The 12,937-nt window shown below is 34.7% G+C and carries 14 protein-coding genes; 3 read left to right on the top strand and 11 right to left on the bottom strand.

Annotated elements, in window-relative coordinates:
- Positions 1-67 precede the first annotated feature (67 nt).
- The 7 genes from hemF to hemA form a co-directional block, all read right to left on the bottom strand.
- Complete coding sequence (gene hemF / locus J8M14_RS18415; protein WP_211076297.1) at positions 68-970, bottom strand: oxygen-dependent coproporphyrinogen oxidase; 903 nt, start codon at positions 968-970, stop codon at positions 68-70.
- A 23-nt stretch (positions 971-993) separates the two neighbouring features.
- Positions 994-1,782, bottom strand: a complete 789-nt coding sequence (locus J8M14_RS18420) for an EI24 domain-containing protein (protein ID WP_211076298.1) — start codon at positions 1,780-1,782, stop codon at positions 994-996.
- Between the two features lie 87 nt (positions 1,783-1,869).
- A complete protein-coding gene (locus tag J8M14_RS18425) occupies positions 1,870-2,358 on the bottom strand; it encodes a hypothetical protein (RefSeq protein WP_211076299.1) in 489 nt (162 codons plus the stop codon).
- A 2-nt stretch (positions 2,359-2,360) separates the two neighbouring features.
- Complete coding sequence (gene hemE, locus J8M14_RS18430; RefSeq protein WP_211076300.1) at positions 2,361-3,386, bottom strand: uroporphyrinogen decarboxylase; 1,026 nt, start codon at positions 3,384-3,386, stop codon at positions 2,361-2,363.
- Between the two features lie 64 nt (positions 3,387-3,450).
- Positions 3,451-4,122, bottom strand: coding sequence for a uroporphyrinogen-III synthase (locus J8M14_RS18435; protein ID WP_211076301.1), 672 nt, complete (start codon positions 4,120-4,122; stop codon positions 3,451-3,453).
- A 1-nt stretch (position 4,123) separates the two neighbouring features.
- Positions 4,124-5,035, bottom strand: a complete 912-nt coding sequence (gene hemC / locus J8M14_RS18440; RefSeq protein WP_211076302.1) for a hydroxymethylbilane synthase — start codon at positions 5,033-5,035, stop codon at positions 4,124-4,126.
- 2 nt (positions 5,036-5,037) lie between these two features.
- Complete coding sequence (gene hemA / locus J8M14_RS18445) at positions 5,038-6,288, bottom strand: glutamyl-tRNA reductase (protein WP_211076303.1); 1,251 nt, start codon at positions 6,286-6,288, stop codon at positions 5,038-5,040.
- 201 nt (positions 6,289-6,489) lie between these two features.
- On the opposite strand from hemA, the gene J8M14_RS18450 reads away from it, so the two are divergent.
- The gene (locus J8M14_RS18450; protein ID WP_211076304.1) at positions 6,490-7,380 is read left to right on the top strand and encodes a helix-turn-helix transcriptional regulator; all 891 of its coding nucleotides are present in this window, start codon (positions 6,490-6,492) and stop codon (positions 7,378-7,380) included.
- Between the two features lie 9 nt (positions 7,381-7,389).
- On the opposite strand, the gene J8M14_RS18455 is transcribed toward J8M14_RS18450, so the two are convergent.
- Positions 7,390-7,569: a hypothetical protein gene (locus J8M14_RS18455; RefSeq protein WP_211076305.1), complete on the bottom strand. Its 180-nt coding sequence runs from the start codon at positions 7,567-7,569 to the stop codon at positions 7,390-7,392.
- 207 nt (positions 7,570-7,776) lie between these two features.
- On the opposite strand from J8M14_RS18455, the gene hemH reads away from it, so the two are divergent.
- Entirely contained in the window at positions 7,777-8,814 is a 1,038-nt protein-coding gene (gene hemH, locus J8M14_RS18460; protein ID WP_211076306.1) for a ferrochelatase, read from the top strand.
- Positions 8,814-10,208, top strand: coding sequence for an MATE family efflux transporter (locus tag J8M14_RS18465; protein WP_211076307.1), 1,395 nt, complete (start codon positions 8,814-8,816; stop codon positions 10,206-10,208). Before hemH ends, J8M14_RS18465 begins: the two co-directional genes overlap by 1 nt.
- A gap of 19 nt (positions 10,209-10,227) precedes the next feature.
- Here the strand turns inward: J8M14_RS18465 and J8M14_RS18470 are convergent, their stop codons facing one another.
- The 3 genes from J8M14_RS18470 to J8M14_RS18480 all read right to left on the bottom strand — a co-directional run bounded on the left by J8M14_RS18470 (position 10,228) and on the right by J8M14_RS18480 (position 12,848).
- On the bottom strand, positions 10,228-10,650 hold the full coding sequence (locus tag J8M14_RS18470) for a nuclear transport factor 2 family protein (protein WP_211076308.1): 423 nt from the start codon (positions 10,648-10,650) through the stop codon (positions 10,228-10,230).
- 7 nt (positions 10,651-10,657) lie between these two features.
- Positions 10,658-11,833, bottom strand: a complete 1,176-nt coding sequence (locus J8M14_RS18475; protein ID WP_211076309.1) for a PQQ-dependent sugar dehydrogenase — start codon at positions 11,831-11,833, stop codon at positions 10,658-10,660.
- A gap of 82 nt (positions 11,834-11,915) precedes the next feature.
- A complete protein-coding gene (locus J8M14_RS18480; protein WP_211076310.1) occupies positions 11,916-12,848 on the bottom strand; it encodes a helix-turn-helix domain-containing protein in 933 nt (310 codons plus the stop codon).
- Between the last annotated feature and the right edge of the window lie 89 nt (positions 12,849-12,937).

The raw sequence follows: 12,937 nt of genomic DNA on the forward strand, positions 1-12,937 counted from the left end.
ATTTATGTTGATTAAGGGCTTGTTGGTTAACTACTTAAACCGACGCAATATAGGAAAAAAAAACAACTTATTGCCATTCAACTGGTTTTTTTAGCACTTTAACCAGTTTTTCTTCCTCGCTTTCCGGTTTAGGATGATGATCGTACCTCCATTGTACATTGGGCGGAAGGCTCATTAAGATACTTTCTATTCTTCCATTAGTTCTAAGCCCAAATAATGTTCCTTTATCGTGAACCAAGTTAAATTCTACGTATCGTCCCCTTCTGATTTCCTGCCAATCCCTCTGTTCATCAGAATATTGTAAGTTTTTTCTTCGTTCAACAATCGGTACATACGCCTCAAGAAAACTATTTCCTACTTCAGTTACAAAATCATACCAATTCTCCATTGACATCTCATCACTGGCTTTACAATAGTCAAAAAATAAACCTCCGATACCTCGCGCTTCTCCGCGATGGGCATTATAGAAGTATTCATCACATTTCTTTTTATACGTTGCATAAAAACTTGGATTGTGCTTATCACAAGATGTTTTACAAATTTGATGAAAGTGCTTAGCATCTTCTTCAAACAAGTAATAGGGTGTCAAATCCTGACCTCCCCCGAACCAGCTATCTACAATATTGCCTTGTTTATCATACATTTCAAAATATCTCCAGTTGGCATGCACAGTAGGTACCATTGGATTTTCAGGATGTAACACTAAAGACAATCCACAAGCAAAGAAATCTACATCTCCGACCTTAAAATAGCTTTGCATCGCTTTAGGCAAGGCTCCGTGAACTCCAGAAATATTTACTCCTCCTTTTTCGAAGACATTACCATTCTCAATCACCCGGGTTCTTCCTCCACCACCTTCTGGGCGTTTCCAAATATCTTCTTGAAACTTTGCTTTACCATCTATTTCTTCAAGTTTTGAGGTAATCGTATCCTGAAGGTCTTGTATGTATTGATAGAATTTATCTTTCATTGGTTGTTTCGTTTTGAGAATAACTATCCTCTTATTTCTTTAGGTTTTTCTTCGTTACTGTTATTTGCGATAAGTTTATTTTTATCCAAAATTTTCACAGTTTCGGTAGAAGCTGCTACTACTGATATAGGTAAAGTAATAATGAAACCTATTATCGGAATAAAAAGCATCAACATAAACACTAATCCATTACCGATAGCTGTTCCTCTATTTTTTCTAACAAACTGAATACTTTCTTTATAACTAAAATGACGCTCCATTGTGTAATCCATATTACCAAACCCTACATAGTAGGCTTGTATCACAAAAATCAAAATGGTACATACTATTCCTATTACCGGAATAAAGCTAAAAATTAATAGCGGTACCATAAAAAGCAATTCTCGAAATAAGTTTCTCACATTGATACGAATACCTCTGGATAATTGTTGTCTAAATGAAGTATTACGGTGTTGATGGTTTGTTTCACCCAACAAATGCGCTTCAACTTTTTCAGAAACAGGACTCATAAATGGTGCAGACAATGCCATCACAATGTGCTTATACAGTACCAAACCTATCACAAGAATTATTGCACCACCTAAAATATTACTGATCGTTGTAAAAGTTTCTGACCCCCACTCCCAAACCCAGGCTTTTGCAATAAATCCCCCTAAGTTATCTGAAAAGAAATAGACCATCCCTACAAAACTTAGCCCTGTAAGCACACTAATCAAAATAGGAATAGAAAAATATTTCCATAATCCGAGTTTTGAGATTAACTTAAAAGTTCCAAAATATGCTTTGACTCCGTTGATGATGTTTTTAAACATAAGTAATGATTTTTACCTTCCTTAAAATAAAAGATTGATTGTTTCCTTCTAATTAGTAGTAATCTGTAGAATTTTGTTTCAATTTATTTATTCTAAAAGATAAACCAAAACATTTTTATGTTTGTCTATCTCCCCAATGGTAGAAACAGATTGAGCTTCTTCTATTTTTTTTATCAAAAATGCAATCGTTTCTTCCTCTGAAACATATTGTATAGAAATGAAATAGTTTCTCCCCAACACATTATTATGCAAATCCATAGCTTCCTCCAATGGAGGGTTAGGAGCTAGTTTTTCGTGTAAATCGGTTACTTTTTGCGCCCAGGCAATAGATTTTTCTACATTCTTGGTGATTTTGAAGACTTTTTGGCAAATTAAAAGATTCCATAACGCATGCCTAAAAGCATTTTCCTTTCCATTAGCGTGATGAGCTTTTCCATAAAGATTGTCACAAACGCTCATAGTAAGTTTTGTGGCCTTAAGTGTAGGAAAAATAAGTAATGGTTTTCGGAGCATTAAGACAGCTAGCAAGAACAGCTCTTGTAGGCTTAGTTTCTTTAGAACACTCCAAATCCTCATTATTATGCCTGATACTCTTTAACTGCATCCACAAATGCTCTAGCGTTCTCTACAGGGATATTTGGTAAGATCCCATGACCTAAATTGGCTATATATCTATCTTTGCCAAATTCATCGATCATCTGTTTTACCATCTTCTTGATCTCAGCTGGTGGTGATAATAATCTCGATGGATCAAAATTACCCTGTAAAGTGATATCTCCACCCGTTAGATAACGGGCATTTCTTGCAGAACACGTCCAATCTACTCCTAATGCAGAAGCCCCAGATTTTGACATTTCTTGTAGAGCAAACCAACATCCTTTTCCAAAAACGATTACTTCGGTTTCATCTTTTAACGCATCAACAATCTGCTGAATATATTTCCAGGAGAATTCCTGATAATCTACAGGCGACAACATTCCTCCCCAACTATCAAACACTTGTACTGCATTTACTCCTGTAGCAACCTTTGCCTTAAGATAAGCAATAGTTGTATCTGTGATTTTTTGTAATAATTGATGAGCTGCTTCTGGATGTGCAAAACATAATTCTTTGGCCTTGTCAAAATTCTTGGAGCCTTGCCCTTGTACTGCATAACACAAGATGGTCCAAGGAGAACCAGCAAAACCGATTAGAGGAACACGATTATCTAGCTTTTCTTTAGTCAGTTTGATGGCATCCATAACATACCCAAGTTCTTCATAAACATCTGGAACAACAACTTGTTCCACATCTTTTAAGGATCGAATTGGATTTGGCAACCAAGGTCCAATCCCATCTTTCATCTCTACTTCGATATTCATAGCCTGCGGAATCACCAAAATATCACTGAACAGAATTGCAGCATCTGGTCCAATAATATCAATAGGCTGTACTGTGATTTCTGATGCCAATTCAGGAGTTCTGCAACGGGTAAAGAAATCATACTTTTTCTTTAGCGCCATAAATTCAGGTAAATATCTACCTGCCTGACGCATCATCCAAACCGGTGGACGCTCTACGGTTTCTCCTTTTAAAGCTTTAAGAAATAGGTCGTTTTTTATCATATCTTAATGTTTTCCTGAACTTATTTTAGGGCTTTTTGGTTTACTATTGTTTTAAAACACTCCTCTAACCCCTTTCAAGAGGGTAACCAAGTGTTTTCACTACTTGAACAATTACGTTTTCTACAGTAGGTTTGTTTGCTATTACTATATTTCTAGTATATTTTTTTACTTCAGAAGCTGTTGTGTTTCCGATACAAAAAGCAATACTATCTCCAATCTGATTTTCTTCAACATAACTCTGAACTTCTGAAGGGCTAAAAAACAAAATACCATCAAAAACTCGATCAAATTTCTTGGAACTTAAATATGTGTTATACACAATTTGTTCTTTTAGCTGAACATTATTTAGCTTCAAAAGACCAGGTAATTCATCTCTTCTTAAATTTCCACAGAAAAACAGAAAAGACTCATTTTTATAATTTTCCACTATAATTTCAGCTAAATCTGAAGCATTTTGAGCAGTTTCTAAGACTTTTTGACCATTTTCTTCTAAAAAATTTTTGGTGTTAGCACCAACACAAAAGCAATTTGAAATGTTCATTCCAGAATTTTTAATAGCTTTTACTGCATTCTTACTTGTGAAAATTGCATTCTCAACTTCCTTTTCATTTGTTACCTCTAAAAATTCAATCTGAATGGCATCAAACTCTACAAATCCGATCCCTGAATTGAGTAATAACTCTTTTTGAGCTACTGTGAGTTTTTTTGTGGATAATATGGTTGATCCAGAACTCAATTTATTTCAGACTAGCCTTTATCTCCTCCATCAATTCCTTACCCCCATTATCTAACACTTCCTGAGCATATTGCCTACCAAAACCTATGCTATCCTTTACTTTTATCTTTTTATGAACCTCAACTTTATGTTTTCCGTCAAGGCTAAATAATGCTCCCGTGAAATGTATAGTATCTTCTTCTATCTTAGCCAAAGCTCCAATTGGTGCAGTGCAACCTCCTTCGAGCTCTCTTAGAAATTCTCTTTCGATATGTACGCATATCTCAGATTTTTCATTGTTTAACTTTGCTAATGCTTCTATACAATACTTATCTTCTTCCATCGCAACTACTAACATTGCTCCTTGCGCTGGAGCAGGAATCATCCAATCCAGATTTATAAAGTTTTCTGGTTTTAGATTAATTCGTTCTAGACCAGCAGCAGCAAAAATAGCTCCGTTCCAATCACTATCAGTAAGTTTTTGCATTCGGGTATTTACATTTCCGCGTAAATCTACCACCTTATGATTTGGGTATTTATGTAACCACTGTGCCTTTCGACGTAAGCTTCCGGTAGCAATAGTCCCTTCAGTCTTTAAAAAATCTAATCCTTTATGAACCAGAATATCCTGTACATCTGCTCTCTCTAAAACGGCTGCTTCTACAATTCCTTTTGGTAATGCAGTGGGAACATCTTTCATAGAATGCACAGCAATATCGACATCTCCATTTAACATGGCAATATCCAAAGTCTTAGTAAAAATTCCGGTGATTCCTAACTCATATAAAGGTTTATCCAAAACTAAATCTCCAGTAGATTTTACTGGAACTAATTCAGTTTTGTATCCAAGGTCTTCGAGCTGTTTTTTTACTGTATTAGCTTGCCAAAGTGCTAACTCACTATCTCTTGTGCCTATGCGAATTGTTTTAGCCAAGACTATTTGTTTTGTAATTGAAAGACTTTTTGAATCAATTCTATGCTTTCATCTGCAGAAGTTTCTTCATCTTTAAGATGGTTGGCAAAATGATTGGTGATTTTCTGAATGATTCGACTACTAATTATATCTGCTTGCTCCTCATCAAAATCAGTATATTTTTTGCGTTGCAAATTAATCTCAGCTTCTTTTAACGTAGTTAATTTTTTCTTTAGTGCCTTTATGGTTGGAGCAAACTTTCGAGTTTCTAACCAACTATCAAACTCCAACTTCACTTCTTCTATAATGCCTTCAGCCTGAGGAATATATTGCTTTCTTCGTTCTAAAGTATCATCGGTCATTTTAGACAAATGATCAAGGTGTATTAAAGTTACATTTGACAATTCAGTAACATCATCAGATACATTTTTTGGTATCGAAAGATCCAAAATCAACAATGGTTTCTCAGAATGAATCAATTGTTTAGAAATAGTAGGGTTTTGAGCTCCTGTAGCAACAATAAGGATATCGGATTCTTTGATCTCTGATTGAATATTAGCATAGTCCTTTACAACTAAATTGAATTTACCAGCTATTCTTTCTGCTTTATCTTTGGTACGATTAATTAAAACAATATGATCATTCTTTGTATGCTTTACTAAGTTTTCACAAGTATTCCGCCCAATTTTTCCAGTTCCAAAAAGTAGAATATTCTTATCAGAAATGTTTTTCACATTTCTGAGGATATATTGAACTGAAGCGAATGAAACTGAGGTAGCTCCAGAAGAAATTTCTGTTTCGTTTTTAATTCGTTTACTTGCCTGAATCACTGCATTTACCAATCTTTCTAAGAAAGGATTAGTAATTTCTATTTTTTTTGAGGCTTTAAAACTGGTTTTTAACTGGCTAATGATTTCAAAATCTCCCAGGATTTGACTATCCAAACCAGTTCCAACTCTAAATAAATGTGCTACTGCTTTACTATTTTTGTGTACATAAGCTACTTTCTCGAACTCTTCTACAGTTCCGTGGGTATGTTCACAAAGTAGTTTGATTAACTGAAATGGGTGTTGCGCAAAACCATGAAGTTCAGTTCTATTACAAGTAGATGTAACTAACAATGCTTCAACACCATCTTCCTTAGCTTCTTTTAGTATTGCCTCTCTAGCTTCATCACTGACACTAAAATGTCCTCTGATCGCTGCATCAGCTTTTTTATAGCTAAGTCCAATAGTGTAAAAATTTGTTCCTTTTGCTCGTAGGTGAGGCTCCATTCAATCAATTCTATATTTTTCCGTCACAAAAATATTCTTCCTAAGGGTTAAAAAATAACGCCAGAAGAATTTTAAATATCGAAAACCGTTGTTTAAGACATTATTTACACTAAAATAATTGAAAAGCCCTATTTTTGTAACCATATGAAAGGTTCTTTTAGCGATAGTTTAGATTAATTCTAAATAAATAATTTACAACCTATGGAAATTGAATTAAAAAATAACGCTCCAGGGATTTTAGAAGAAACCCAAATTGAAGATGGTTTTTTTATCCTAAAATTTCAAAACGAAACCAATGATAATCAACGAGTTGTCAGAGAAATAAACAGTAGCTACATTCAGTTTCATTACTGCATCAAAGGTGCTGTAAAGTTTAATTTCAACAATGGAAGTTACGCGCTAAATCTTTCTGAAGAAAATTCACTACTCCTGTACAATCCTCAGCGCGATCTGCCTATGAATCTGGAGATGGAAAGAGATTCCTGGTTGATTACTATTCTAATTTCTATAAAAAAATTTCATTCACTTTTTTCTAAAGAAGCAGATTACATTCCTTTCTTAGGCGAAGGCAATCGTGATAAAAAATATTATACAGATGGAAGCATTTCTCCATCAATGGCAGTAGTGCTAAATCAAATTATGAATTATAGTCTTCATCCATCTATTAAGTTATTATATTTTAAGGGCAAAGCCTATGAGCTCTTGAGTCTTTATTTTAACAGACCCGAAGACGCTGATATTGAACAATGTCCATTTTTAGTAGATGAAGAGAACGTACTAAAAATTAAAAAGGCAAAAGAGATCATTATTAATAGAATGGCCGAACCTCCCACTCTGCAAGAATTATCAGGAGAAATAGGTTTGCCGCTCAAAAAGCTTAAGGATGGTTTTAAGCAAATTTATGGAGAACCGGTATATGCCTTCTTGTTCGATTACAAAATGGAAGTCGCCCGACAGTTGCTAGCTTCAGGAACTCATAATGTAAATGAAGTAGGTTTAAAAGTAGGCTACAGTACGGCAAGTCATTTCATAGCCGCATTTAAAAAGAAATATGGCACTACTCCAAAAAAATATGTGATGAGCCTAAATTAAAAGGTCTTTTTAGTCTAAGGATTCCACTCTGGGAATTCCAACTCCCTTCTGCAAAGAAACAATAGAGTCATACATACCACGGTTTTCTTCATCAGCATCTGATAACACAGACACAAAATCGAATTGCTCTAATAGTTCCAGGACAAAAGGTAGCTTGTCTTTTTCGACATCTACAATAATACGTTTCATTCCAATGCTTTTTTGATACCTATAAAAATACTAAAATAAAATTACTCAACTTTCGGTTTATCAGAATTTAACGTATATCTAAACACTGTTTAATTAAAGAATTTATTTTGGTTAAACTCTGATAGTGGTATCAAAAACTCTTATCATTTTTTTAGTATTCTAGACGGCAATAGTTTGTATTTTTGTTGAACTTGAAAAAGAAAAGTTATGAGTAAAGGCGTACTCCTTGTTAATCTTGGATCTCCAGATAGTACAGATCCAAAAGATGTAAAAAAATATCTAGGTGAGTTTTTAATGGATCCCAGAGTTATTGATGTTCCGCTTTGGGCGAGAACATTATTAGTTAAAGGAATCATTCTAAATACACGTCCTAAAAAATCCGCTGCAGCCTACAAAAAAATATGGTGGGATGAAGGTTCTCCTCTTATTGTTTTGTCTGAAAGATTACAGAAAAAAGTAGCTGATCGCACGGCAATTCCTGTGGGTTTAGCAATGCGATACGGATCAATGAGCATTAAAAAAGGATTACAAGAACTACATGACAAGGGAGTGGATGAAGTAATGATAATTCCGTTATACCCTCAGTTTGCAATGGCAACAACCGAAACTATTTTGGTGCTAGCCGAAGAGTTAAGAAAGGAACACTTTCCAAATATGAAAATTACCGATGTTCCTGCTTTTTATAACAAGGCCGAATATATAGAAGTCCTTTCTAAAAGCATCCAGGAGAAAATAGAAAACCTAGATTATGAACATTTACTTTTTTCATATCACGGCGTTCCTGAAAGACATATCAGAAAAAGTGACATTACTAACGGAAACTGTAAGATGGATGGTAAATGTTGTTTTAAAAAAGGATCAAAGCAACATGAGTTCTGCTACCGCCATCAATGTGAAATGACAACAATACAAGTAGCTAAAAAATTAGATCTTAAAAACGGAACTTACTCTACCTCATTTCAATCTCGATTAGGTTTTGATCCGTGGTTACAGCCATATACTGATCGAACTATTGAAAGAATGGGGAAGGAAGGGACTAAAAAAATGGCCATTGTTACTCCGGCTTTTGTTTCTGATTGCTTAGAAACCTTAGAAGAAATTGCTATGGAAGGTGAAGAAATTTTTCACGAAGTAGGTGGAAAAGAATTCACTACCATTCCTTGCCTTAACGACCGAGATGATTGGGCTGACGTATTATCTAATTGGGTAAATGCATGGAGTGAAGCTAAAACTCCTGTCATATAATGGCTAAAGTCACCTCTGAAGCACTTGGGGTAGAGCCCATTGGTAAATTATTGATCAAGCAAGCTGTTCCTGCTTCAATTGGGATATTAGTGATGTCTCTTAACATCCTTATTGATTCAATTTTTGTAGGAAACTGGATTGGATCTATTGCATTTGCTTCAATCAATGTAGTGCTTCCAGTATCTTTTTTTATTGGAGCTTTAGGAATGTCTATTGGCGTAGGAGGCTCTAGTATTATTTCGCGTGCTTTAGGTGCAGAAAACAAGCAAAAGGCATTAAAAACCTTTGGTAATCAAATTTCTCTTGGGTTTCTGGTTATGGTTCCTCTAGTAATTCTTGGATTACTATTTGTGGACGATATTATACCAGGTTTTGGAGGAAAAGGCGACATTTTTGAACCTGCCAAAATCTACTACACCATTATTTTATACGGAGTTCCTATTCTTGGTTTTGCCATGATGGGAAACACCGTGATACGTGCTGAAGGCAAACCAAAATTTGCAATGATTGCAATGATCATCCCCACCATTAGTAACTTATTGTTGGATTATGTATTAATCTACCTGTTGGATATGGGAATGCATGGAGCAGCATGGGCAACTACTGGTTCATATTTGGCTTGTTTTCTATACATTTTCTGGTTCTTTTCTTCAAAAAATTCTGAATTGAAGATCGGATTTCGTCATTTAGGATTACAAAAAGACATTGTTTCTGAAATTGCTTCTCTTGGAGGGGTAACAATGGCCAGGCAAGCCGTGGTAAGTATCACCTATTTATTGATGAATAACATCTTATTCAATTTAGGTCAAGAAGGTTTGGTAGCTGTTTATGCCATTATTGGTAGAATGTTGATGTTTGCCTTGTTTCCTGTTTTTGGGGTTACCCAGGGATTTCTTCCTATTGCAGGATATAATTATGGTGCGAAACAGTATCCTCGTGTTCGTGAAACCATTAATACGGCTATAAAATATGCTGCTATCCTGGCGACATTAGTCTTTATAGGTTTAATGATTTTTCCTACCGAAATTACAGCACTTTTTATAAGTAATGATCCAAATATTTCTGCAAAAGAATTAGCATTAAATCAGTTTGTACTTTCTCATACTGCAGAACCCATGCGCTGGGTGTTTGCAGCAACACCTATTATTGCGTTGCAACTAATTGGAGCTGCCTATTTTCAAGCAGTGGGTAAAGCTATTCCGGCTTTATTACTTACACTCTCCAGGCAAGGTTTCTTTTTTATTCCGCTTGTTTTAATTTTGCCAAAATTCTATGGTGAGTTAGGTGTTTGGATCTCATTCCCTATCTCAGATGTTTTGGCAACAATTGTTACAGGATATTTTTTGAATCGAGAGGTTCGAAAAGAACTTATTCCTCCAAAACCAGTACACTAATTTATGTTGATAGTTATCCCTAATTAGTTCTAGTCGCAGCCTTACTAATGATCTTCCACTTTCCTTCAATTTTCTTTAGTAGGAATATATCAATAAATCGCAATTCTCCTTTTGGAATTAAAATTTCCGCTTTCGCTGTAGCGATATCATTCTCTATATCAACAGATAGTATGCTTCCTGTTCTTCCATTAAATTTTCCTTTTTCTCTACTTTTAAGCCCAGCAGCATATTCCTTAATTGGCATAATCCATAGTTTTTTCTCTTTATGACTTAAAAACAAGTTAGCTTTCTCATAAAATGCTTCCATTACCATTTCGGGATTATTATAAGAAGTTCCCTCAATATATTTATTAAGTGTAATTTTAATCTGATCTTCTTCTAATTGAGCACTAAGTACATTATACATTGCTAAAAATAGTAGTATCAAAAAATTCGTTTTCATAAGTTTTTTATTGTTTTATAGCTGGTGAAACATTCTTTATTCTCAAGATCTTACCATTATCTTCATCAGTAAGCATATATAATTTTCCTTCAGGACTCTGAGCTACTTTTCTAGATCGAATTCTATCATCGATAAATAATTCTTCAGCACTTTTTACAGTATTATTTTCTATTCGAAATCGCCAGAGGCTTCCCCTACTCAATCCCGGAACTAATAAATCATTTTTCCATTCCGGAAACTCATCTCCCGTATAAAATATAAGTCCTGTTGGTGCTACTGTATGTTGCCAATACCAAACAGGATCTGAATACACTGCTCTTTTTATAGTGGGTGGTACATAATCTTTACTTCGATAACCACCTGTGGTTATAATCGGCCAACCGTAATTGGCTCGAGCTTTTAGTAAATTCACTTCATCTCCTTGTCGAGTACCATGTTCACTAAACCAAAGCTTTCCTGTTTCTGGTTGTACAGCAATTCCTTGTGCAGCTCGAATTCCAATAGCATAAATTCCAGGAACTGCTGTTTCTCCATAATCTGGATTATTATCAGGAATACTTCCATCAGGATTTATACGATAGATTTTTCCACGTTTATCCGTCAGGTCTTGTGCAATTGGTATTGGAGGTTCATCAATTTCTTTAAATAATCGCTCTCCGATGGTTACATATAATTTGCCATCTACACCAAAGGTCATCCCCCCTCCATAGTGATAATATTCTCGAGTAAAAGGGCCCGCTTCCAGTAAAGTTTTGATATCGGTTAAAACATCATTTTTTAAGGTAGCACGCACTACTTTGGTTGCACTTCCTTTTCCTTGCCGTTTTGCTGCATAGGAAAGATAAATGTGATTGTTTTCTTTAAATTCAGGATCTAGCAATACTTCAAAAATTCCCGAATTATCTCCTCGCCAAACCACCCGAATACTATCGGTAAGATCACGGGGGAATCCATTTATGACCTTTTTTTCTTTAGAAACCAGATTCACTTTAACCAAATTCCCGTCTTTTTCGGACACCAAAGCTTCTTCTTCTGATAAAAAAGCAATACTCCAGGGATTATTAAGACTATCAATTACAGTTTCTTTAACTGGTTTTGTTTTAAAAGAAGTTATGGTTATAGGTTCTTGTGTCTTTCCACAACTTATAATAATCAATAGCAATAAAAAGAATAACTTATACATTGTTAGGTTTTGAATTATGAAATGCAAAATCAAAAAGATTTCATCAAAACCCTTTAAAAAACATGATCTTTAAAACGAAAAACTAGGCAATCTTGAATTGATTCCTGTATTGTGAGGGTGTAAGTCGAGTTTCGGCTTTAAAAGCCAGATTAAAAGAAGTCACATTGCCAAAACCACAATCATATGCTATCGTAGCAATCTTTTCTGAAACGTACTCTGGCGAAACAAGTAATTCTTTAGCTTTTTGAATCCGGTAATAATTTACAAATTCTGAAAAATTCTTTTGCTCATTCTCATTAACCACTTGAGATAATTCTCGAGACGTAATCGACAGTTTTTCTGCCACACTTTGTAAAGAAACATTAGCATCAAGATATATTTCTTCTTGCTTTAGGAGGGTTTTTACCTCTTGCAATAATTTTTTAGAAGTACCTCTGTCTATATCCGAATTGCCATACTTTTCTAAGGCAAAAATATGTCGTTTTAAAAGTAAGTAGGAGAATAAATACATTAAAAAAGAAAAGGAAATTGCACCAAGTATGTAAAAAGGGATAAGTCTTATCAAAATACCTACATAAAGCATCCAAATCACACTAACCCCAATCACTATATTTTGGTACCATCGCAAAAGTTGCAAACTTTTATCATTTCTGATTTTAAAAATGAAGCTCCAACAAATTACCAGATATACTGCCAGGTGGACAAAAACTAACCCATATGCAAGATATGAAGCAAAATCTCCTCTATTAGGAATAACGGGACTACATAAAACAAATAGTCCAAAAGGTAGGAGGTGAAAATAGTTTCTATGTGAGAAAGTGTTTTGTTTTTCGAATAATGCTTTACCATAAAACCAAAGAAAAGGACCAACCGCCAATATACTTGAAATGGCAAGATTGCGAAGCCTTGGATCTACTTCAATATAATTATGAAAAACAGATTTTCCGATTCGTATAGTTAACCCTACTAAAACAAAAGCTAAAAATTGATTAGCCCTTTTATTTCCCTTTTTCAAGGTAAAAAGATAAAAACAAAGAAAAAGTGCCTGGATTACACCCAAACAACTCAATACTAATATGAAACCTTGCTGAAGCATTCGTCAAA

Origin of the sequence: Aquimarina sp. MMG016, from assembly GCF_018100805.1 — a bacterium.
Lineage (GTDB): Bacteria > Bacteroidota > Bacteroidia > Flavobacteriales > Flavobacteriaceae > Aquimarina.